We start from the raw sequence: 22254 nt of genomic DNA, 5'->3' as shown, positions 1-22254 counted from the left end.
CAGGAGTTTCTGTTGAAAAAGATCGCCACTGCAATTTTGATAGCTGCTGCGGCAAGCGCAGCAAGCGCTGACGGCCTGAAAAGCCTGGAATCCTTCATGAAGGGCACGCAGACGGGCAAGGCGGATTTCACCCAGACCGTGACCTCGCCCCCGAAAGAAGGGCAGGCTGCGCGCACCAAACAGTCGAGCGGCAGCTTCGAGTTCCAGCGTCCCGGGCGCTTCAAGTTTGTCTACAAAAAGCCGTTCGAGCAAACCATCGTGGCCGATGGCCAGACGCTGTGGTTGTATGACGTGGATTTGAATCAGGTCACGCAGCGCTCTCAGTCGCAGGCGCTGGGCAGTACGCCCGCTGCGCTGCTGGCGTCGGCGCCCGATCTGTCGGCGCTCAAGGCCGAATTCACGCTGGAGGCCGCCCCCGATGCCGATGGCCTGCAGTGGGTGTTGGCCAGCCCCAAGGCCAAGGACGGCCAGCTCAAGAGCGTGCGCGTGGGTTTTGCGGGCGAACAGCTGGCGGCGCTCGACATCCTGGACAGCTTTGGCCAGCGCTCGCTGATCCGCTTTACCGGCATGCAGGCCAATGCAGCGCTGCCCGCCAGCAGCTTCCAGTTCAAGCCGCCTGCCGGGGCGGATGTGGTGAAGCAGTGATTTGCTATAAATAATATAGCTTCCAGCGCATGCTGGTCAGGCGCAAAGAGCACTTTTGCTCGATAAGCGTGATGTAGACAGGACCGACTCCACCATGGCCACACGCAGTGCCTCCACCTCCCCAGCGGCGCAGGCCTCCACCCACCAGCCCCTGGCCGAGCGCCTGCGGCCCCGCACGTTGGGCGAGGTGATTGGCCAGCAGCATGTGCTGGGTCCGGGCATGCCGCTCAGGCTCGCGTTTGAATCAGGTCGCCCGCACAGCTGCATCCTGTGGGGCCCGCCGGGCGTGGGCAAGACCACCATTGCGCGGCTCATGGCCGATGCCTTTGATGCCCAGTTCATCAGCATCAGCGCCGTGCTGGGCGGGGTCAAGGACATCCGCGAGGCCGTGGAGCAGGCCCAGGCCGCGCGCGACGGGCTGATGCAGCAGCGCACGATCGTGTTTGTGGACGAGGTGCACCGCTTCAACAAAAGCCAGCAGGACGCCTTTCTGCCCCATGTCGAGTCGGGCCTGTTCACCTTCATCGGTGCCACGACCGAGAACCCTTCGTTTGAGGTCAACTCCGCGCTGCTGTCGCGTGCGGCGGTCTATGTGTTGCAGCCCTTGTCCGAAGAGGATTTGAAGAAAATTGTGGCCCTGGCGCAGGCGGAACAAGCGCTGCCAGCTATTGAAAACGTAGCAATTGACCGCTTGGTGGCCTATGCCGATGGCGACGCGCGCCGCCTGCTCAACACACTGGAAACGCTGGCCATGGCGGCCGCGCAGGAAAAGCTTGCCGAGATCACCGACGTGTGGCTCCTCAAGGTGCTGGGCGAGCGCATGCGCCGCTATGACAAGGGCGGCGAGCAGTTCTACGACACCATCAGCGCGCTGCACAAGTCCGTGCGCGGCTCCGACCCCGATGCCGCGCTATACTGGCTGGTGCGCATGCTGGACGGCGGTGCCGACCCGCGCTACATGGCCCGCCGCCTGGTGCGCATGGCCAGCGAGGACATTGGCCTGGCCGACCCGCGCGCCCTGCGCCTGGCGCTGGACGCGAGCGAGGTCTACGAGCGCCTGGGCAGCCCCGAGGGCGAGCTGGCGCTGGCCGAGTGTGTGGTGTACCTGGCCGTGGCGCCCAAATCCAACGCGGTCTACAAGGCCTACAACGCGGCGCGCGCGTGGGTGAAGCAGGATGGCACCCGGCCCGTGCCCATGCACCTGCGCAACGCACCAACACAGCTCATGAAGCAGCTCGACTACGGCAAGGGCTACCGCTACGCGCACGACGAGGAGGGTGGCTTTGCCGCAGGCGAAAACTACCTGCCCGAGGGCATGCCGGAGCCCGGTTTCTACCAGCCGGTGGAGCGTGGGCTCGAAATCAAGATTGCACAGAAATTGCGTGAACTGCGTGCGCGCAACGTGTCGGCAGGTGCGGGTACAGACCCCGGCGAAGGCGAATAAAGCAGGGGTTCAGAGAGAGCGTCTTGTGATCCCATTTGCCGCGTTATGCTGATTCTGCATACTGTAGGTAATAAGTTTGCACATCAATGATCCTGCGTGGATCATTTTTCCTTATACAGTGCGTGGCGCGCTGATGGGACGAAAACCCGAGGGAAAACCCCGCCCGGCGCGGATGGGGACGGAGAGGACTACTCGCTACAATCCCGTCCACAAACCCGCACAGTAGTACTCCTGGCGGGTTTTTTGCTAGATGGCAGTCGGGCCCACAAGGCTGTACCGATTCCGGTGCCTGAGCGGTGGGTGCGTCACAAACGAAGGACTTCTCTTATGGACATTTTGCTGCAACAGATCATCAACGGTCTGGTACTCGGCAGCATGTACGCCTTGATAGCCTTGGGCTACACCATGGTGTACGGCATTATTCAACTCATCAATTTTGCCCACGGCGAGGTGCTCATGATCGGCGCCCTGACCAGCTGGAGCTGTATTGGAATGATGCAGGCCGCCATGCCGGGCGCGCCGGGCTGGATGATCCTGCTGCTGGCCACCATCATTGCGTGTGTGGTCGCTGCCACCTTGAACTTCACGATCGAGAAAATTGCCTATAAGCCGCTGCGCAACAGCCCGCGGCTGGCGCCCCTGATCACCGCCATCGGCATGTCGATCCTGCTGCAGACGCTGGCGATGATCATCTGGAAGCCCAACTACAAGCCGTATCCCACGCTGCTGCCCAGCTCGCCTTTCCAGATCGGTGGCGCTTTCATCACCCCCACGCAGATCCTGATCCTGGGTGTGACGGCCGTGGCCCTGGCCTCGCTGGTCTATCTGGTCAACCACACCAACCTCGGCCGTGCCATGCGCGCCACCGCAGAGAACCCCCGCGTGGCGTCCCTCATGGGTGTGAAGCCCGACATGGTGATCTCGGCCACCTTCATCATCGGCGCCGTCCTGGCGGCCATCGCCGGCATGATGTACGCCTCCAACTACGGCACGGCGCAGCACACCATGGGCTTCCTGCCGGGCCTCAAGGCCTTCACGGCGGCCGTGTTCGGCGGCATCGGCAACCTGGCCGGCGCGGTGGTGGGCGGCATTTTGCTGGGCCTCATCGAAGCCATCGGCTCTGGCTACATCGGCACGCTCACGGGCGGCCTGCTGGGCAGCCACTACACCGACATCTTTGCGTTCATCGTGCTCATCATCATCCTGACGCTGCGCCCCTCGGGCCTGCTGGGTGAGCGTGTGGCGGATCGCGCCTGAGGAGCCTCACACCATGAAGAACACCAAAACCAACTGGATCATCGGCGCCGTTGCGCTGCTGGTGCTGCCGCTGATCCTGCAATCCTTCGGCAACGCCTGGGTGCGCATTGCCGATCTGGCCCTGCTGTACGTGCTGCTGGCCCTGGGCCTGAACATCGTGGTCGGCTATGCCGGTCTGCTGGACCTGGGCTACGTGGCGTTCTACGCCGTGGGCGCCTACCTGTTTGCCTTGATGGCCTCGCCGCACCTCGCGGACAACTTTGCGGCGTTTGCCGCCATGTTCCCCAACGGGTTGCACACCTCGTTGTGGCTCGTGATACCGGTGGCGGCGTTACTGGCGGCGTTCTTCGGGGCGTTGCTCGGGGCGCCCACGCTCAAGCTGCGCGGGGACTATCTCGCCATCGTGACGCTGGGCTTCGGCGAAATCATCCGCATCTTCCTGAACAACCTGGACCACCCCGTCAACCTGACCAACGGCCCCAAGGGCCTGGGCCAGATCGACTCGGTCAAGATCTTTGGCCTGGACCTGGGCAAGCGCCTGGAGCTGTTCGGCTTCGACATCAACTCCGTCACCCTGTACTACTACCTGTTCCTGGTGCTGGTGGTGGTCTCCATCGTGATCTGCTACCGCCTGCAGGATTCGCGCATCGGCCGCGCCTGGATGGCCATCCGTGAAGACGAAATCGCCGCCAAGGCCATGGGCATCAACACCCGCAACATGAAGCTGCTGGCTTTTGGCATGGGCGCTTCGTTTGGTGGTGTGTCGGGTGCGATGTTCGGCGCCTTTCAGGGCTTCGTGTCGCCCGAGTCCTTCAGCCTGATGGAGTCGGTCATGATCGTTGCCATGGTGGTGCTGGGTGGTATCGGCCACATCCCCGGCGTGATCCTGGGTGCCGTGCTGCTGTCGGCCCTGCCCGAAGTGCTGCGCTACGTGGCCGGCCCGCTGCAGGCCATGACGGACGGCCGTCTGGACTCCGCCATCCTGCGCCAGCTGCTGATCGCCCTGGCCATGATCATCATCATGCTGCTGCGCCCTCGTGGCTTGTGGCCGTCGCCTGAGCACGGCAAGAGCCTGACGCAGAAGACCTGAAGCAGAACACCACCGAAAGTTAGCAATGACAGAGAAATCCAATGAAGTGGTGCTGAAGGTCGCCGGTATTTCCAAGCGCTTCGGCGGCCTGCAGGCCCTGTCCGACGTGGGCATCACCATCCAGCGCGGCCAGGTCTATGGCCTGATCGGCCCCAACGGCGCAGGCAAGACCACGTTCTTCAACGTGATCACCGGCCTGTACACGCCCGACGCGGGCACCTTCGAGCTGGCCGGCAAGCCCTACGAGCCAACGGCCGTGCACGAAGTGGCCAAGGCCGGTATTGCGCGCACCTTCCAGAACATCCGCCTGTTTGCCGAAATGACGGCGCTCGAGAACGTGATGGTGGGCCGCCACATCCGTACCAAGTCCGGCCTGCTGGGCGCGGTGCTGCGCACCAAGGGCTTCAAGGAAGAAGAAGCCGCGATTGCCAAGCGCGCCCAGGAGCTGCTGGACTACGTGGGTATCGGCAAGTTTGCCGACTACAAGGCGCGCACGCTGTCGTACGGCGACCAGCGTCGCCTCGAAATTGCCCGTGCGCTGGCCACCGACCCGCAGCTCATTGCGCTGGACGAGCCCGCCGCCGGCATGAACGCCACCGAGAAAGTGCAGCTGCGCGAGCTGATCGACCGCATCCGCAACGACAACCGCACCATCCTGCTCATCGAGCACGACGTGAAGCTGGTGATGGGCCTGTGCGACCGTGTGACGGTGCTCGACTACGGCAAGCAGATCGCCGAAGGCAACCCTGCCGAAGTGCAGAAGAACGAAAAAGTGATTGAGGCCTATCTGGGCACCGGAGGACATTGAGAATGGCCGAAAAATCCAACAAGGTACTGCTGCAGGTCAAGGGCCTGAAGGTGGCCTACGGCGGTATCCAGGCCGTCAAGGGCGTGGACTTCGAAGTGCGCGAAGGCGAACTGGTCTCGCTGATCGGCTCCAACGGTGCGGGCAAGACCACCACCATGAAGGCCATCACCGGCACGCTGGGCATGAACGACGGCGACATCGAGTACCTGGGCAAGAGCATCAAGGGCAAGGGCGCCTGGGACCTGGTCAAGGAAGGCCTCGTGATGGTGCCGGAAGGCCGCGGCGTGTTCGCGCGCATGACCATCACCGAGAACCTGCAGATGGGCGCCTACATCCGCAAGGACAAGGCGGGCATCCTCGCCGACATCGAGAAGATGTTCACCATCTTCCCGCGCCTGCGCGAGCGCAAGGACCAGCTGGCGGGCACCATGTCCGGTGGCGAACAGCAGATGCTGGCCATGGGCCGTGCGCTGATGAGCCAGCCCAAGGTGCTGCTGCTGGATGAACCCTCGATGGGTCTGTCGCCCATCATGGTGGACAAGATCTTCGAGGTGGTGCGCGACGTGTACGCCCTGGGCGTGACCATCGTGCTGGTGGAGCAGAACGCGAGCCGTGCGCTGGCCATTGCCGACCGTGGCTACGTGATGGAGTCGGGCCTGATCACCATGACTGGCCCAGGCCAGCAGCTGCTGAACGACCCCAAGGTGCGTGCTGCCTACCTGGGCGAGTAACCCGGACCATTCGCACCGATGTGCCCCGCCTGCCGCCTGCCAAAGGGCGCAGGAACTGGGGCAGACAACAAGGCACTGCCCCCTCGGGCGGTGCTTTTTTTTGGCCTCTGCAGGTAGGCAGGCAGATGTTGCTATTTAATTTATAGCTTAAAGCGCTTGCCTGTCGCGCGCAGAGTGCCATTTTTGTTCATAATCCAGCCCTTGTTCAGCCCCTCCTGGCCGAGGCCGTCGATGTCCACCCTCCAATCCCTGCCCGTTTCGCTCCAGACCGTGTTGCTGCTCATTGCCAGCAACGTCTTCATGACCTTTGCCTGGTACGGGCACCTCAAGAGCCTGGCATCTTCGCCCTGGTACACCGCTGCGCTGGTGAGCTGGGGCATCGCACTGTTTGAATACCTGCTGCAGGTGCCTGCCAACCGCATCGGCTACACGCAGTTCAATGTGGGGCAGCTCAAGATCATGCAGGAGGTGATCACGCTGGGGGTGTTTGTGCCGTTTGCGGTGTTCTACATGGGCCAGCCGCTCAAGTGGGACTACCTCTGGGCGGGGCTGTGCCTGGTCGGTGCGGTGTACTTCATCTTCCGCGGCGCCTGAGCCGCACGCGCGCGCCAGGGGCTTGCCCCGGCGCATGACCGCATGCTGCGCAGGCATCGGCCCGTTGGGGGTGGACGGTTAAACTCCCCGGGTCACGAAAAAGTCATGGTTCTGTCATGGCTTTGCCTTTTTTCAAAATTCGATCCCGTTCCAGGAGCCTCTCCCATGCTGTTTGCCAAGCTGTTGCCACGCGAAGGCAATTTTTTCGAAATGTTCAACCAGCATGCGGACCGCATCGTCGAGGCGGCACGGGCCTTTTCGCAGCTGGTGGCCAATTACAGTGATCCGCACCTGCGCGACAAGTACAACCAGGATGTGGACAACGCCGAGCGCGCCGCCGACCGCGTGACCCACGAGGTGAACAAGGCGATCCACAAGACCTTCATCACCCCCATCGACCGCGAGCAGATCCACACGCTGATCAACACCATGGACGACGTGGCCGACCTGATCCAGGACTCGGCTGAGACCATGGCGCTGTACGACGTGCGCCACATGACGGAAGAGATCACGCGCCTCACGGACCTGAGCCTCAAGTGCTGCGAGCGCCTGCGTGATGCCGTGAAGCTGCTCGACAAGATCGCCGATCCGGCCGTGGCCGAGGCCGCGCTCAAGACCTGCGAGGAAATCGACAAGCTCGAATCCGACGCCGACCGCGTGATGCGCAGCGCCATGAGCAAGCTGTTCCGCGAAGAGCCCGATGTGCGCGAGGTGATCAAGCTCAAGGCCATCTATGAGTTGCTGGAAACGATCACCGACAAGTGCGAGGACGTGGCCAACTGCATCGAGGGCATCGTCCTCGAAAACTCCTGAACCCCGCAGGCTGACCAGCATGGAAACCATACAGACGGCCCTGTGGGTTGTGGTTCTGCTCGTGGCGTTGGCGCTCCTGTTCGACTTCATGAACGGGTTCCACGACGCCGCCAATTCGATCGCCACGGTGGTCTCCACCGGCGTGCTCAAGCCCGCGCAGGCGGTGCTGTTCGCGGCGTTCTTCAACTTCATCGCGATTTTCGTGTTCCACCTGAGCGTGGCGGCCACGGTGGGCAAGGGCATCGTGCAGCCCGGCATCGTGGACACCCATGTGGTGTTTGGCGCCCTGGTGGGCGCCATCACCTGGAACGTGATCACCTGGTACTACGGCATCCCCAGCAGCTCGTCGCACGCGCTGATCGGTGGCATCGTGGGCGCGGTGATCGCCAAGGCCGGGGCGGGTGCGCTGATCTCCACCGGCATCCTCAAGACGGTGGCCTTCATCTTCGTCTCGCCGCTGCTCGGCTTCATGCTGGGCTCCATCATGATGGTGGCGGTGGCGCATATCTTCCGGCGCACGCGCCCGAGCAAGGTGGACAAGTGGTTCCGCCGCCTGCAACTGGTGTCTGCCGGGGCCTACAGCCTGGGCCACGGTGGTAATGATGCGCAAAAGACCATCGGCATCATCTGGCTGCTGCTGATCGCCACGGGCTACACCTCGGCCACGGAAGCCTCGCCTCCCACCTGGACCATCGTGAGCTGCTACGTGGCCATTGGCCTTGGCACCATGTTCGGCGGCTGGCGCATCGTCAAGACCATGGGCCAGAAGATCACCAAGCTCAAGCCCGTGGGTGGTTTCTGCGCCGAAACGGGCGGGGCGCTCACGCTGTTCCTGGCGACCACGCTGGGCATTCCGGTGTCCACCACCCACACCATCACCGGTGCCATCGTGGGCGTGGGCTCCACGCAGCGCGCCAGCGCCGTGCGCTGGGGCGTGGCGGGCAACATCGTCTGGGCGTGGATTCTGACCATCCCGGCCAGCGCGTTTGTGGCCGCAGTGGCTTACTGGATCAGCCTGCAGATCTTCTGACGGCCCGCCACCATCCGCTGGGAGCCAGCGGATGGTGGATCGCCAATTCTCAGTCGCTATATTTTTTATAGCTTCTTGCGCTTGCCCATCAAGCGCAAGGCCCCAATTTCATTGAGAAATTTTGCGGGCTTCTTCAATCTGGTGCTCAAAGTAGCGCTGAAAGCTGAACGCGATGCTAGCCATCAGCACCGCCGTGCCGATCATCAGCGACGCCACGATGGCGGCAATGGTGATCCAGCCCGTGCGGCCGGGCGCGGCGTCGGGCGCAGCGTGGGGGTTGTAGCGGGCGTTCCAGGCTTCGGGCGTCTTCAGGGCAAACAGGATGGCCTGCAGCGCGCAGCCCGCGATGGTGAAGCCCAGCAGCGGGATCAGCATCCAGCTGGTGTGATCGTCCTGACCAAACTGCTGCACACGCTGGATGCCGTAGACCCCCAGTGCCGTGGGCAGTGGCAGCAGCCAGCCAATCAGGTCCCACATGCCGTGCAGGTAGAAGCGGTGCAGGCCCAGCGGCCCGCCTAGAAAAGCGAGCCAGGCCGCCAGGGTCTTGTTCTTCATGCGGGGCATCGTGTCATTCGGGGGAGGTGGTGTCGCCCGCGCCCAGGGTCTTCTCCATCAGCACGATGTCGCGCCAGGCGCCAAACTTCCAGCCCACTGAGCGCATGATGCCCACATCAGTGAACCCCAGCGCCCGGTGCACCCCGATGGAGCCCGCGTTGGCCGAGTCGCCAATCACGGCCAGCAGCTTGCGCACGCCCACGGCTTCGGCCTGCATGGCCAGCTCGGCCAGCAGTTGGCGGCCCAGGCCCATGCCACGGGCGCTGTCGGCCACGTAGATCGAGTCTTCGGCCGAAAAACGGTAGGCCGGGCGCGGCTTGAACCAGTTGGCGTAGGCAAACCCCAGCACCTGCCCGTCCTGCTCGGCCACCAGCCAGGGCAGGCCACGCGCCAGCACGTCGGCGCGGCGGCCCGCCATGTCGGCTTCAGACGGGGGATCGATCTCGAAGGTGCCCGTGCCGTGGAGCACGTGGTGTTGGTAAATGGCGGTAATGGCAGAGATATCGCTGTCGGTACTGGGACGGATGGTGGGCATTTTGGAGGAAATGGATATAATCGCGGGCTTTGCAGCGTGTCGCTGGCCGGGTGGCCATGTCGCGTGTCTCAAGCGTTGCGAATATGGTTGCGAACACTGTGGCTTACGGCAAATGTTGCCGGAGTTCACCACCCGAAGGATAAATCATGGTCGTCATTCGACTCTCCCGCGGCGGCTCCAAGGGCCGTCCTTTCTTCAACATCGTCGTTGCTGACAAGCGCGTGCGCCGTGACGGCCGCTTCATCGAGCGCATCGGCTTCTACAACCCCACCGCCAAGGAAACCGAAGAAGGCCTGCGCATCGTGCAAGACCGTCTGGCTTACTGGGTGGGCGTTGGTGCCCAGTCCTCCCCCACGGTGGACCGCCTGATCAAGCAAGCCGCCAAGAAGGCTGCTTAAAGCTCCCTGAAAAGGGCGGGTTCCGTCGGCTAGTCTGGCGGAACCCGCCCTTTTCCTATTCTGGAATCCCCCCGCCATGGCCACCACTCCCCTGACCCTCGAACCCGCAGAGCTGCCGCCCGATGCCGTTGAAGTGGGGCGCATTGCCGATGCCTGGGGCGTCAAGGGCTGGTTCAAGGTGCTGTCCCACAGCAGCAGCCCCGAGGCGCTGTTCGCGTCCAAGCGCTGGTACCTGCAGCCGTCCGAGCGGGGGGCCAAGGCATTTGCGGGCACGGTGGTGCTGTCCATCCGACAGGCCAAGGACCATTCCGACACCGTGGTGGCCTGGGCGCAGGGCGTTGATGACCGCAATGCCGCCGAGGCCCTGCGCGGTGCGCGCATTTTTGTGCCCCGGTCGAGTTTTCCGTCCACCTCGGAGGATGAGTTCTACTGGGTGGATCTGATCGGCCTCGCGGTCGTCAACCGGGAAGGCGTGGCGCTGGGGCAGGTGCAGGAGCTGATGTCCACCGGCCCCCAGACCGTGCTGGTGCTGGCTTATGAGGAAGATGGCAAGGCCCGCGAGCGCATGATTCCTTTTGTCTCGGCTTTTGTGGACAAGGTGGATCTGCCTGAAAAGCGCATCACGGTCGATTGGCAGCCCGACTACTGAGCGGATGCCGCTCTCCTGCGCCCTGCACGCACCATGCGCTTTGACATCATCACCCTGTTCCCTGAGCTGTTCGCGCCTTTCCTGGCGAGCGGCGTGACCCGCCGCGCCTATGCCAGCGGCCAGGTCGATGTGCGCCTGTGGAACCCGCGTGACCATGCCGAAGGCAACTACCGCCGCGTGGACGACCGGCCCTTTGGGGGCGGCCCCGGCATGGTGATGATGGCCGAGCCGCTGCAGCGGTGCCTCGCGGCCATCCGAGCGGAGCGGGCCGAGCCGGAGGAGGGCAGGGCGCCGCTGATGCTCTTTTCACCCATCGGGTCGCCGCTCAACCATGCTGCTGTGGAGCGCTGGTCTGCCAGCGCAGGCGCCGTGCTGCTGTGTGGCCGCTATGAAGGCATTGACCAGCGATTCATCGACGCACATGTGGATGTGCAGATGAGTCTGGGGGATTTTGTGCTCTCGGGCGGCGAAATAGCCGCCATGGCCTTGCTGGATGCGGTCGCCCGCCTGCAACCCGGCGTGCTCAACGACGAAGGCAGCCACCAGCTCGACAGCTTCAACCCCGCGCTCGACGGTCTGCTCGACTGCCCGCACTACACGCGGCCGGAGGAGTGGGCGGGGCAGCAGGTACCCGCGGCGCTGATGTCCGGGCACCATGCGCAGATCGAGCGCTGGCGGCGCGACCAGCGGCTGGCCATCACGGCCCGCCACCGCCCAGATCTCATCGACGCTGCGCGCCAGGCGGGGCGTCTGGCCCCGGCCGACGAGGCGGTATTGGCCAAGCTCGCCTGAATTGTTATAATCAAAGGCTTTTCGATCCTCTGGCCGGCCGTTTTGACAGGGTTTCCTCCCGCAAAACACTGAACCGTCAATCCCGACGCAGCCACTTTTGGCGCGGACAAGATCGTTGGACATCAAACATGAACCTGATCCAGACCCTGGAAGCGGAAGAAATCGCCCGCTTGAACAAGACCATCCCCGAATTCGCCCCCGGTGACACCGTCATCGTGAGCGTGAACGTGGTGGAAGGTACCCGCAAGCGCGTGCAGGCCTACGAAGGTGTTGTGATTGCCAAGCGCAATCGCGGCCTGAACAGCGGCTTCACCGTGCGCAAGATCTCCAGCGGCGAAGGCGTGGAACGTACGTTCCAGACCTACAGCCCCCTGATCGCCAGCATCGAAGTCAAGCGCCGTGGTGACGTGCGCCGTGCCAAGCTGTACTATCTGCGTGACCGCAGCGGCAAGTCGGCACGTATCAAGGAAAAGCTGCCTTCGCGCGTCAAGGCTGCTGCCACCGCCGCTTAATCCAAGCAAGGCGAGGGCCTGCCCTGACAAGCCGCTACAGCATCAGCCTGTAGCGGCTTTTTGTTTTTTGGCCTGTTGAATCCGAACCTGAACCCGAACCGAATTTCTTGAGTGAACGCCTCTTCTCCCGCCCCCGCCGTTTCGTCCGTCGTTGCGCCGCTGTCCAGCCTGCCTGATTTCGACCCCCGCCTGGTGCCGGTGGTGGGCGTGGATGCGCACCTGCCCGCTGTGCCTGCGGCGGCGCAGACGCCCGAGGCGCTGCGCGCGCGGTTTGCGCACCCGCCCCGCTGGGAGCCCGAGGTGCTGCTGGAGAAGAAGTTCATGAACCGCGAGCCAGCCCACGCATCCGTGCTACTGGCGATCATGCTGCGCGAGCAGCCCACGGTGCTGCTCACCGAGCGCACGGCCCACCTGTCCACCCACTCGGGGCAGGTGGCTTTCCCGGGCGGGCGGGCCGACCCTGGCGACGCCACGGCCGCCGACACGGCTTTGCGCGAGGCACAGGAAGAAGTCGGGCTCGCGCCCGAGTTCGTCGAGGTGCTGGGCACCTTGCCAACCTACGTCACCGGCTCGTCCTTCATCATCACGCCAGTGGTGGCGCTGGTGCGGCCAGACTGCGTGCTGCAGCCCAATCCCTACGAGGTGGCGGACCTGTTCGAGGTGCCGCTGGCGTTTCTGCTGGACCCCGCCAACCACCGGCGCCATGTGTTCGACCGGGACGGTGTGCACCGCGAGTGGTTCTCCATGCCCTACCAGGACAGCCGCAAGAACCATTTCATCTGGGGTGCGACGGCGGGTATGCTGCGCAATTTCTACCGCTTCATGCAGGCCTGATCCGCCTCGCACATAAAGGGTGCACGGGGGCGAAGCGCCAGTATCATTGCCCCCCATGAGTTTCTTCGCCATCCTGTTCGCTCTGCTGATCGAGCAGGCCCGCCCCCTGGCTCGCAGCAACCCCATTCATGCGGGTCTGCGGGCGTGGGCGCTGTCCGTGAGTCGCAACTTCGACGCAGGCAAGCCCCACCATGGCTGGGTGGCCTGGAGCCTGGCGGTGCTGCTCCCGGCCCTGATCACGCTGGCCATCCATTGGGCGCTGCTGTGGGGTCTGGGCTGGCCGTTTGCGGTGCTCTGGAGCGTGGCGGTGCTGTATGTCACGCTGGGCTTTCGCCAGTTCAGCCACCATTTCACGGGCATCCGCGATGCGCTCGAAGAAGGCGATGAAGATGCGGCCCGCGAGCGCCTTGCACATTGGCAGCAGGTGGATGTGGGGGCCTTGCCCCGCAGCGAGATCGTGCGCCATGTGATCGAGTATTCGGTGCTCGCCGCGCACCGCCATGTGTTTGGGGTGCTGGCCTGGTTCTCGGTGCTGGCGGCGCTGGGGCTGGGGCCCACGGGGGCGGTGTTGTACCGTCTGGCCGAATTTGTTTCACGCTACTGGCACTACCGGCAACGCGCGGGCACGCAGCCCGCCAGTGCCTCGCTGCAGCAGGCCTGTGCCCAGGCCTGGACTGTGGTGGACTGGCTGCCGGCGCGGCTCACGGCACTCAGCTTTGCCGTGGTCGGGAGTTTTGAGGAAGCGATCGAGGGCTGGCGTTTTCATGCGCAGCGGTTCCCCAACGACAACGATGGCGTGGTACTGGCTGCCACAGCGGGCGCGATCAATGTGCGCCTGGGGGGCGAGGCCCTGAAGGCTCGCACCGAAACGCAGGCCCCCCAAGGGCTGGAGATCGACGCCGACATGGGCGACAGCGACTCCACTCCCGGCCGGGAGCCCGAAGTGGGCCACCTGCGCAGTGTGGTGGGGCTGGTGTGGCGATCGGTGGTGGTCTGGATGCTGCTGCTGGCGCTGCTCACGCTGGCCCGCCTGCTGGGGTAGGGCTGGGCACCCTTTGTGCAGGGCTCGCGTCAATAGCGGGTGTGGCTCAGCTCTTCAAATAAATCGCTATAAATTTTATAGCGATTTGGGCTTATCCCGTGCGCGGAAGAGCCGTTTTTAACCGCTTTCAGAACACCACAACCGGGCTCATGCAGGTGGGTGCAGTTGTAGAACTTGCAGTGGTTGGCATGTTCTGCGATGTCCGGCATGCAGGCGGCGAGCTGCATGGGCGCCACATGGTGCAGACCGAATTCCTGGAACCCGGGTGAGTCGATGAGCGCCGTGGTGCGCTCCGCATCCATCCAGTACCAGTGGGTGCTGGTGGTGGTGTGCTTGCCGGAGTTCAGCGCTTGCGATATCTCGCCGGTCTGCACGGTAGCGCCTGGCACCAGCAGGTTGATCAGTGTGCTTTTGCCCGAGCCTGAGGGGCCCAGCACCAGCGTGGTCTTGCCGCGCAGGTGTTCCATCAGCAGCGCGCGGTCCACATCGCTGGACAGCGCCAGCGACAAGGGCAGCACACCATAGTGCGTGCCTGCCCCCATGTGGCGGTACGGCAGCAGCCGTTCCCAGGCGCGGGCAAAGGGCTCCACCAGATCGCTTTTGTTGAGGCCGATCAGTGGTTTGATGCCTTCGGCCTCGGCTGCGATCAGGGCGCGGGCGAGCTGACTTTCGGAGAACACGGGTTCTGCCGCGATCAGGATCAGCACCTGATCCAGGTTGGCCGCAAACGACTTGGTGCGGATCTCGTCCTGGCGGTAGAACAGGTTGCGCCGCTCCAGCACCTTCTCGATGGTGCCTTCGTCGCCCTGGCCGGGCGGAGGGGCTTGCCACAGCACCCGGTCGCCCACCACGGCGTGGCTTTTCTTGCCCCGCGGGTGACAGATGCGACGCTCGCCGTCGGCGGTTTCAACCATGCAATGGCGCCCATGGCTGGCCACCACGGTGCCTTCCATGAGGGCGCTGCGTTCAGCCATGGTGGGCTGGTGTCATAGCGCGACCAATGCGTCGAACTGGGCGGCGCACTCGAAGTCGGTCGAGGAGATGCCGTTCACATCGTGGGTGTTCAGGCGCACCACACAGCGGTTGTAGTGCACCGAGAGGTCGGGGTGGTGGTCTTGTGCATTGGCGACGAAGGCCAGCGCGTTCACGAACGAGATGGTCTCGTAGTAGTTGGCGAAGCGGTAGGTCTTCTCGATGGCGACGTTTGCGCCGTCGCCGCTCAGGCTCCAGCCTTCGAGCTTGGCCAGATTTGCTACAACTTCAGTAGCGGTCAGCGCACGGCGGGAAAGCGCAGACCAGTCTTTTTTCTTCAACATGGTGGTGGTCATGGGTAGACAGGGGTGGGGAGCATGCGTGCCAGCCGTTCGGTGGCGGGCGGGTGCGAGTAGTAGAACTTCACGTACACCGGGTCGGGTGTGAGCGTGGAGGCATTGTCTTCGTACAGCTTGAGCAAGGCCGAAGCCAGATCGGCGCCGCTGGCCTGGGCCATGGCGTAGGCATCTGCCTGAAACTCGTGCCTGCGCGACTGTTGCGAGAACAGCGGCGAGATGAAGAAGGTGAAGACGGGCACCACCAGCATGAACAGCAGCAGCGCCAAGGCGTCGTTGGGCGCGGCCGCTATGGTGGGGTCCAACGAGATGTTGGGGCGCACGCCCAGGCCCGTATAGAACCACACCTGGTTGGAGAGCCATCCCAGCAGCGCAAAACCGGCCAGACTGAGGCCAAACATGACCACGATGCGCTGGATGATATGGCGGTGCTTGAAGTGGCCCAGCTCATGCGCCAGCACGGCCTCGACTTCACCCGGGGCCAGCTGCTTCAGCAGCGTGTCGTAGAACACCACGCGCTTGGCCGCGCCAAAGCCCGTGAAATAGGCATTGGCATGGGCACTGCGGCGGCTTCCATCCATCACAAACAGGCCCTTGGCCGAGAAGCCGCAGCGCTGCATCAGGGCCGTGACGCGGGCCTTGAGCGATTCGTCTTCGAGTGGCTGGAATTTGTTGAACAGGGGCGCGATGAAGGTGGGGTAGATCACCATCAAGAGCAGGTTGAAGCCCATCCAGCAGCACCAGGCCCAGAGCCACCACAGCGGGCCGGCCGCGCCCATGAGCCACAGGATGAGCGCGGCAATCGGCAGGCCGATGACCGCACCCACCAGCAGGCCCTTGGCCGCGTCGGCCAGCCACAGGCGCCAGGTCATCTTGTTGAAGCCAAAGCGCTCTTCGATCACAAAGGTCTGGTACAGCGACAAGGGCAGGTCGATCAGGCCAGCGATGGCGGCGAAGGCCACCAGCAGCGCCAGCTGTTGCGCCATGCCGGGCCCCATGGTGTCCAGCAGGGTGCGGTTCAGTGCGTCCAGGCCGCCCAGCAAGGTCCAGCCCAGCAGCACCACGCAGCCCAGGGCCATCTCCAGCAGCCCCAGGCGGGCCTTGGTTATGGTGTAGTCGGCGGCCTTCTGGTGGGCTGCCAGGGAGATGCGCTCGGCAAACGGTGCAGGCACGGCGGCGCGGTGGCGGGCGATATGCCGCACCTGGCGGGTGGCCAGCCAGAACTTGAGCGCCAGGCCCAGGACAAGTGCAGTCGCAAAGGCCAGCGTGAGCAGCATGGAGGGGGAGAAGTCGTCGGGGGTGGGCATGTGCGGCGAGTTTAGGCCATCGGCGACAATGCGCGCCATGTCAGAAGCCAACAACCCCACCCCTGCCACGCTTGCCAAATCCGACCAGAACCTGGTCTGGCTCGATTGCGAAATGACCGGCCTGGAGCCGGATACGGACCGCCTGCTGGAAATCGCCGTGGTCGTGACGGGCCCTGGTCTGGAGCCCCGTGTCGAAGGCCCGGTGTTTGCCATCCACCAGTCGGACGAATTGCTGAACAAGATGGATGCCTGGAACAAGGGGACCCACGGCCGCAGCGGCCTGATCGACAAGGTGAAGGCCTCGACGGTGACCGAGGAGGAGGCCGAGCAACAGATCATTGCCTTCCTGAGCCAGTATGTACCCAAGGGCACAGCCCCCATGTGTGGCAACAGCATCGGGCAGGACCGCCGTTTTCTGGTGCGCTACATGCCCAAGCTGGAGAAGTTCTTCCACTACCGCAACGTCGATGTCAGCACCTTGAAGGAGCTGGCCAAACGCTGGAAGCCCGAGGCCTACACCAGCTTCAAGAAGGCGCAAAAGCACACGGCCCTGGCGGATGTGCACGAGTCCATCGATGAGCTGGCGCACTACCGCCAGCACCTGTTGTCCGTGGAAGTGAAAAACCCCTGAATCGCTTGGCGTCAGGAGCGCCCTCGGCGCATGCGCGGTATGGGGCGCCCCTGCAGCGGTGCGGCCATTGCGCGAGGGCGTGCGCCCGGAGCACGCCTTGGAGAGGCTGCGCATTGGAAGGGTATTGCGGGGAAACCCTTAACCGTGTCATAATTGCGGGCTGCGCAGGAAATCCGCCTCGCAGTTTGTGCATCTCCCCTCACACACCGGGCTTGCCAGCCCACTGCCCACATGCAAATGTAAGCCGGCAGTGCAGGACTGGCGAATAACAGCCCACCCGCATCGGCCTGATTCCCCAGAGCCAGCGCAGGTTTCGTTTGATGGTTGATGTTTTTTAACCATTTGACGAAGCCAATCGTGGGCAGCGCCCGCGACCGTCTTCGTGAGAGAAAAATTCATGACCGACACCTCTTTGGTGCAGGGCGAATTCGCGCCTGCTGATAATTCCTTTGCTGCCGACGTTTCCGTGCAGTCCTCCTCCCTCGATTCCGTGGTGGCCGCCGCTATTGAAGATGCTGCCGCCGTGACCGCCGAGCCCAATGGGTTCGTCGAACTGGGCCTGGCGCCCGAGCTGGTGCAAGCCGTGGCCGACCTGGGCTACACACAGCCCACCAACGTGCAGCGCAAGGCCATTCCTCTGGCCATGGGCAGCGATGCCTCGAAGTTCATCGACCTGATGGTCTCCAGCCAGACGGGCAGCGGCAAGACCGCCGCCTTCCTGCTGCCGGTGCTGCACACGCTGATCCAGCAGCAGGCCGTGGCCCAGGCTGAAGAGCGCGCAGCGTTCGAGCGTGCGGCGGCCGAAGCGGCTGCCCGTGGCGAGCCCGCCCCCAAGCGTGCCAAGCGCAAGGACCCCACCAGCTCGCGCAATTTCAAGGCCGCCACGCCGGGCGCGCTGATTTTGTGCCCCACCCGTGAACTGGCCCAGCAGGTGGCGCACGACGCCATTGATCTGGTCAAGCACTGCCGTGGTCTGCGCGTGGCCAATGTGGTGGGCGGCATGCCCTACCAGCTGCAGATCGCCAAGCTGCAGAACGCCGATCTGGTGGTTGCTACCCCTGGCCGCCTGCTGGACCTGCAGCGCTCCATGCAGATCAAGCTCGACAAGGTGCAGTTCCTGGTGGTGGACGAAGCCGACCGCATGCTGGACCTGGGCTTCTCGGACGACCTGGCCGAGCTGAACCAGCTGACCAGCCAGCGCAAGCAGACCATGATGTTCAGCGCCACGTTCGCGCCCCGCATCCAGCAGCTGGCCATGCGTGTGATGCACGACGGCGGCTCGTCCGTGCAAAAGGTGACTATCGACTCTCCGCAAGAGAAACACACCAACATCAAGCAGGTGCTGTACTGGGCCGACAACGCCCAGCACAAGCGCAAGCTGCTGGACCACTGGCTGCGTGACACCACGATCAACCAAGCCATCGTGTTCGCCAGCACCCAGGTGGAGTGCGATGGTCTGGCCAACGACCTGCAGCAAGACGGCTTCTCGGCTGTCGCCCTGCACGGTGCCCTGAGCCAGGGCCTGCGCAACCGCCGCCTGATGGCGCTGCGCAGTGGCCAGGTGCAGATTCTGGTGGCGACCGATGTCGCAGCCCGTGGCATCGACGTGCCCACCATCACCCACGTGTTCAACTTCGGCCTGCCCATGAAGGCCGAGGACTACACCCACCGCATTGGCCGCACCGGCCGTGCGGGCCGCGACGGCCTGGCCGTCACTTTTGCCGAGTTCCGCGACCGCCGCAAGATTTACGACATTGAGTCGTACAGCCGCCAGCAGTTCAAGGCCGAAGTGATCCCTGGCATGGAGCCTGCCCAACGCGCCCCCCAGGCGCCCCGTGGCGGTGATTTTGGTGGCCGTGGCCGCTCGGGTGGCTATGACCGTGACAGTCGTGACCGCAAGTTCGGTGGTCCTGCCCGTGGCGGCTTCGGTGGTGGTTTTGGCGGCGGTTTTGCTGGCCGTGGTGACAACCGTGGTGCTCCAGCCCGTGGCGATGGTGGCGGCTTCGGTGGTCGTGACGATCGTGGTGCTGACCGTGGTTTTGCTCCTCGCCGCGACGGCGAAGGCTATGGCCGCAAGCCGGGCTTTGGTGATGCGGGCCGCGGTGGCTTTGCACCCCGTGGCGATGCCGGCGCACCCCGTGGTGATTTCGCGCCGCGCAAGCCTGCGTTCTCCAAGCCGGCGGGTGGTGGTGGCAAGCCCTTTGTGGCCCACGATGCGCGCAAGCGCCCAGCGCGCCCCGCACGCTGATTGATGAATAGGGTTGGGGGCGTGTTGAGCGCTCCCACCGATCAAGGGCTGGTACCGCAAGGTGCCAGCCCTTTTTTGTGGCTGGAGTGCGGGCCCCCTGCTTTTTGCGGGCCGTGTCGTCAATAATTGCCCACGGAGGAATTTGTTGTGGTGTCTTCTCTCTCCTCGGGGGCCGATTACGAACACATGTTCGAGCTGGCGCCCGTGTCGCTTTGGCTGGAGGATTTCAGCGAACTCAAACGTCTGTTCGATGGCTGGCGTGCGCAAGGGGTCACCGACATACGCTCCCATCTGGCCGAAGACCCGGCCCGCCTGCGCCAATGCAGTGCGTCGCTGCGTGTGCTGCAGGTCAATCGGCGCACGCTGGAGTTGTTCTCGGCCGACAGCCAGCAGCATCTGGAAGCCAACCTCGACAAAGTCTTTCGGGATGACCGGCACGACACTGCGGCGCATGAGCTTGCGCAGCTGTGGGACGGGCAGATGGAGTTTGCCAACCAGACGGTGAACTACGCGCTCGACGGCCGGCGCCTGGACGTGCTGGTCCGCGCGCGCATACTGCCTGGTCATGAGGCCGACTGGAGCCGCGTGCTGGTCTCTCTGGAGGACAACACCCAGCAACTGGAGGCTGCGCGCCGCTTGCGGCGCAGCGAGCAGTATGCGCGCGACCTGTTCGAGCATTCGCCGGTCTCGCTCTGGGTGGAAGACTTCAGCGCCGTGAAGAATCTGCTCGATGGCGTACGTGCCCAGGGCATTGGCGACTTCAAGACCTTCCTCAAGGTACACCCCGACTTCGTGAGCCGCTGCATGCAGGAGATCCGCGTCATCGACGTGAACCAGCAGACATTGCGCATGTTCGGCGCTGCCAGCAAGGAGATGCTGCTCAACAACATCGGCCGCGTGTTCCGTGGCGAAATGCATGAGTCCTTCGCAGAGCAGCTGCAGGACCTGTGGGAGGGGAAGACCTTCCAGCAGCGCGAGGTGGTGAACTACTCACTGTCGGGCGACGCGGTGAACATCCACATGCAATTCTCGGTGCTCGATAGCCATCGGCATGATTGGGGCCTGGTGCTCCTGTCGCTGGTGGATATCACGGCCCGAAAAAAGGCCGAGGCTTACCTCGAATACCTGGGCAAACACGATGTACTCACCCAGCTGCGCAACCGCGCCTTCTATGCCGAAGAGTTGAACCGGCTCACGCGCAAAGGGCCCTGGCCGCTGTCCGTCATCGCCATTGACCTGAATGGGCTCAAGGTGGTCAATGACGAGCAAGGCCACGCGGCGGGCGACTCGATGCTGCGGCGCGTGGGTGAGGTGCTGGCCAAGGCCGTGGATGCCCCGGCCTGCGCGGCGCGCATTGGCGGCGATGAATTCACCGTGCTGTTGCCTGGCACTGAAGAGCGCGGGGCCTATGCGTTGCAGGAGCGCATCATCTCGATGCTGGAGCTGAACAACCAGTTCTACCCCGGCCAGCACTTGAGTCTGGCCATGGGCATCGCCAGTTGCCATTCCGGCGATGGGGTGGAAGCGGCGATCAATCGTGCCGACCAAGCCATGTACGCCGAGAAAAACCGCTATTACCAGCAGAAAAATGTGGACCGTCGGCAGCCGCACAACACCTGAGGTGGATGCATGCCCGGTGACCACCTTGCACTGACAGTTGGTCATGGTCCTGCAGGGTAGTGCAGCCCCAGGAGCGATCTTGGGTGAACCCGGGACGGATGCTCAGAGCTGAACGGGTGTGCGTCCGATGTCGGGCCAGCGGTGGTGCAGATAGATCCAGGCCGCCAGGCCTATGCCCATCATCAGCAGCGAGGCCAGCGCCAGCAGCACCGTGGAGTGCATGACCAGGGGGGCAATCAGACCGGCCACCAGGCCGTTGGCGCTGGAGCCCACAAAGGCTTGCATCGACGAGGCCATGCCCCTGCGCTCCGGGTGCAGGTCCAGCACCAGCAGCGTGACCACCGGCACCATCAGTGCCCAGCCGAACGAGAAGATGGCAATGGGCAGCAGGGCCCACCAGGCGTGTGGCGGAAACAGCAGGTTGGCCACGAGGTTGAGCACCGCCACCGTGCACATGATCAGAAAACCATGGCGTATCTGCCGCTTGGGTGGGATGCGCCCGGCCAGGCGCCCGCTAAGCCAGGCGCCGCCCATGATGCCCGAGATGGTCAGGATGAAGAACCAGAAGAACTGCGTGGGCGCCAGCGACAAATGTTCGCCCAGGAAAGCCGGTGCAGAGAGCACGTAGAGGAACATGCCGTTGAATGGCACGCCACTGGCCAGGGCCAGCAACACAAACCGCGCACTGGACCCGAGCTGCATATAGCCGCGCATCAGGTGGCGCACGTTGAAGGGCTGTCGGTGCTCGTGGTGCAAGGTTTCGGGCAACAGGCGGTAGTTGGCGGTCCACAGTGCCACACCCACCAGTGTCAGGAACCAGAAAATGCTGTGCCAGCCCAGGTGCACGAACAACCAGCCCCCCACGATGGGGGCAATCGCCGGGGCCACGCCAAAGTAGATGGTGACCTGGCTCATCACTTTCTGTGCCTGGGCGGGCGGGAACATGTCGCGGATCACGGCGCGCGACACCACGATGCCGGCTCCTGTGGACAGGCCCTGCAATGCCCGGAAAAAGACCAATTGCCCAATAGTCTGCGACAACGCGCAGCCCGCAGATGCCAGCGTGAACACCGCGATGCCCCACAGGATCACCGGTCTGCGGCCAAAACTGTCGGCCAGCGCACCATGGAACAGGCTCATGAACGCGAAGCCGAACAGGTAGGCGGACAGCGTCTGTTGCATCTGCACCGGCGTAGCACCCAGCGCTGTGGCGATGCCCGAGAACGCGGGGATGTAGGTGTCGATGGAGAACGGCCCCAGCATCCCCAGCACCGCCAGCAACACCGCCAAGGCCCAGCGGGGCGCTTTCCAGAGCAGGTGGGCTTGTGGGTTCATGCGAAGAGGGGAAGGGGTTGACGGGCGCACGCCGCAGGCGGGCGAGGGCCCGGTGC

General features: G+C 63.9%; 24 protein-coding genes. 18 read left to right on the top strand and 6 right to left on the bottom strand.

Annotation, left to right across the window (positions count from 1 at the left end):
• Positions 1-12: 12 nt before the first annotated feature.
• From lolA to AC07Z7_RS05130, 9 genes are all read left to right on the top strand, one after another.
• On the top strand, positions 13-645 hold the full coding sequence (gene lolA / locus AC07Z7_RS05170; protein WP_440114001.1) for an outer membrane lipoprotein periplasmic chaperone LolA: 633 nt from the start codon (positions 13-15) through the stop codon (positions 643-645).
• 94 nt (positions 646-739) lie between these two features.
• Positions 740-2089 (top strand): replication-associated recombination protein A, encoded by a 1350-nt coding sequence (locus tag AC07Z7_RS05165; protein WP_494765554.1) that lies wholly within the window; start codon positions 740-742, stop codon positions 2087-2089.
• A gap of 327 nt (positions 2090-2416) precedes the next feature.
• A complete protein-coding gene (locus tag AC07Z7_RS05160) occupies positions 2417-3346 on the top strand; it encodes a branched-chain amino acid ABC transporter permease (protein WP_094285392.1) in 930 nt (309 codons plus the stop codon).
• A 13-nt stretch (positions 3347-3359) separates the two neighbouring features.
• Complete coding sequence (locus AC07Z7_RS05155; RefSeq protein WP_094285859.1) at positions 3360-4436, top strand: ABC transporter permease subunit; 1077 nt, start codon at positions 3360-3362, stop codon at positions 4434-4436.
• Between the two features lie 25 nt (positions 4437-4461).
• Complete coding sequence (locus AC07Z7_RS05150; protein ID WP_015013097.1) at positions 4462-5244, top strand: ABC transporter ATP-binding protein; 783 nt, start codon at positions 4462-4464, stop codon at positions 5242-5244.
• 2 nt (positions 5245-5246) lie between these two features.
• Positions 5247-5975: an ABC transporter ATP-binding protein gene (locus tag AC07Z7_RS05145; protein ID WP_094285393.1), complete on the top strand. Its 729-nt coding sequence runs from the start codon at positions 5247-5249 to the stop codon at positions 5973-5975.
• Between the two features lie 231 nt (positions 5976-6206).
• A complete protein-coding gene (locus AC07Z7_RS05140; RefSeq protein WP_094285394.1) occupies positions 6207-6569 on the top strand; it encodes a DMT family protein in 363 nt (120 codons plus the stop codon).
• Between the two features lie 165 nt (positions 6570-6734).
• Positions 6735-7382 (top strand): DUF47 domain-containing protein, encoded by a 648-nt coding sequence (locus tag AC07Z7_RS05135; RefSeq protein WP_055403060.1) that lies wholly within the window; start codon positions 6735-6737, stop codon positions 7380-7382.
• Between the two features lie 19 nt (positions 7383-7401).
• Positions 7402-8412, top strand: coding sequence for an inorganic phosphate transporter (locus AC07Z7_RS05130; RefSeq protein ID WP_094285395.1), 1011 nt, complete (start codon positions 7402-7404; stop codon positions 8410-8412).
• A gap of 108 nt (positions 8413-8520) precedes the next feature.
• On the opposite strand, the gene AC07Z7_RS05125 is transcribed toward AC07Z7_RS05130, so the two are convergent.
• Positions 8521-8967, bottom strand: coding sequence for a TM2 domain-containing protein (locus AC07Z7_RS05125; RefSeq protein WP_063461303.1), 447 nt, complete (start codon positions 8965-8967; stop codon positions 8521-8523).
• 13 nt (positions 8968-8980) lie between these two features.
• Positions 8981-9502: a GNAT family N-acetyltransferase gene (locus AC07Z7_RS05120; RefSeq protein ID WP_494765553.1), complete on the bottom strand. Its 522-nt coding sequence runs from the start codon at positions 9500-9502 to the stop codon at positions 8981-8983.
• A 146-nt stretch (positions 9503-9648) separates the two neighbouring features.
• Here AC07Z7_RS05120 and rpsP point away from each other — a divergent pair, with 146 nt between their 5' ends.
• From rpsP to AC07Z7_RS05090, 6 genes are all read left to right on the top strand, one after another.
• Complete coding sequence (rpsP, locus tag AC07Z7_RS05115) at positions 9649-9900, top strand: 30S ribosomal protein S16 (protein WP_063461301.1); 252 nt, start codon at positions 9649-9651, stop codon at positions 9898-9900.
• A gap of 76 nt (positions 9901-9976) precedes the next feature.
• Positions 9977-10549 carry a ribosome maturation factor RimM gene (gene rimM, locus AC07Z7_RS05110; protein ID WP_494765552.1) on the top strand — a complete coding sequence of 191 codons (573 nt, stop codon included), beginning with the start codon at positions 9977-9979 and terminating at the stop codon, positions 10547-10549.
• A 33-nt stretch (positions 10550-10582) separates the two neighbouring features.
• Entirely contained in the window at positions 10583-11341 is a 759-nt protein-coding gene (gene trmD, locus AC07Z7_RS05105; protein WP_494765551.1) for a tRNA (guanosine(37)-N1)-methyltransferase TrmD, read from the top strand.
• A gap of 128 nt (positions 11342-11469) precedes the next feature.
• Positions 11470-11853: a 50S ribosomal protein L19 gene (gene rplS, locus AC07Z7_RS05100; protein ID WP_056061081.1), complete on the top strand. Its 384-nt coding sequence runs from the start codon at positions 11470-11472 to the stop codon at positions 11851-11853.
• A gap of 111 nt (positions 11854-11964) precedes the next feature.
• Positions 11965-12687 carry a CoA pyrophosphatase gene (locus tag AC07Z7_RS05095; RefSeq protein WP_252657648.1) on the top strand — a complete coding sequence of 241 codons (723 nt, stop codon included), beginning with the start codon at positions 11965-11967 and terminating at the stop codon, positions 12685-12687.
• A gap of 55 nt (positions 12688-12742) precedes the next feature.
• On the top strand, positions 12743-13729 hold the full coding sequence (locus AC07Z7_RS05090) for a CobD/CbiB family protein (RefSeq protein ID WP_094285399.1): 987 nt from the start codon (positions 12743-12745) through the stop codon (positions 13727-13729).
• 29 nt (positions 13730-13758) lie between these two features.
• Here the strand turns inward: AC07Z7_RS05090 and rsgA are convergent, their stop codons facing one another.
• The 3 genes from rsgA to AC07Z7_RS05075 are packed head-to-tail and all read right to left on the bottom strand — an operon-like array spanning position 13759 to position 16364.
• Complete coding sequence (rsgA, locus tag AC07Z7_RS05085) at positions 13759-14703, bottom strand: ribosome small subunit-dependent GTPase A (protein ID WP_494765550.1); 945 nt, start codon at positions 14701-14703, stop codon at positions 13759-13761.
• A gap of 12 nt (positions 14704-14715) precedes the next feature.
• Positions 14716-15057: a 4a-hydroxytetrahydrobiopterin dehydratase gene (locus AC07Z7_RS05080; RefSeq protein ID WP_094285401.1), complete on the bottom strand. Its 342-nt coding sequence runs from the start codon at positions 15055-15057 to the stop codon at positions 14716-14718.
• The gene (locus tag AC07Z7_RS05075; protein WP_494765549.1) at positions 15054-16364 is read right to left on the bottom strand and encodes a M48 family metallopeptidase; all 1311 of its coding nucleotides are present in this window, start codon (positions 16362-16364) and stop codon (positions 15054-15056) included. The genes AC07Z7_RS05080 and AC07Z7_RS05075 overlap by 4 nt, the downstream gene beginning before the upstream one ends.
• A 37-nt stretch (positions 16365-16401) precedes the next feature.
• On the opposite strand from AC07Z7_RS05075, the gene orn reads away from it, so the two are divergent.
• The 3 genes from orn (at position 16402) to AC07Z7_RS05060 (ending at position 20863) form a co-directional block, all read left to right on the top strand.
• Complete coding sequence (gene orn, locus AC07Z7_RS05070; RefSeq protein ID WP_094285863.1) at positions 16402-16995, top strand: oligoribonuclease; 594 nt, start codon at positions 16402-16404, stop codon at positions 16993-16995.
• 397 nt (positions 16996-17392) lie between these two features.
• Positions 17393-19243, top strand: coding sequence for a DEAD/DEAH box helicase (locus AC07Z7_RS05065; RefSeq protein WP_494765548.1), 1851 nt, complete (start codon positions 17393-17395; stop codon positions 19241-19243).
• Between the two features lie 147 nt (positions 19244-19390).
• On the top strand, positions 19391-20863 hold the full coding sequence (locus AC07Z7_RS05060) for a sensor domain-containing diguanylate cyclase (protein ID WP_205734069.1): 1473 nt from the start codon (positions 19391-19393) through the stop codon (positions 20861-20863).
• Between the two features lie 102 nt (positions 20864-20965).
• On the opposite strand, the gene AC07Z7_RS05055 is transcribed toward AC07Z7_RS05060, so the two are convergent.
• A complete protein-coding gene (locus AC07Z7_RS05055) occupies positions 20966-22198 on the bottom strand; it encodes a multidrug effflux MFS transporter (protein ID WP_494765547.1) in 1233 nt (410 codons plus the stop codon).
• Between the last annotated feature and the right edge of the window lie 56 nt (positions 22199-22254).

The sequence above is a fragment of the Acidovorax sp. GW101-11A03 genome (assembly GCF_059424825.1).
This window is presented reverse-complemented; position numbering and strand designations above follow the sequence as displayed.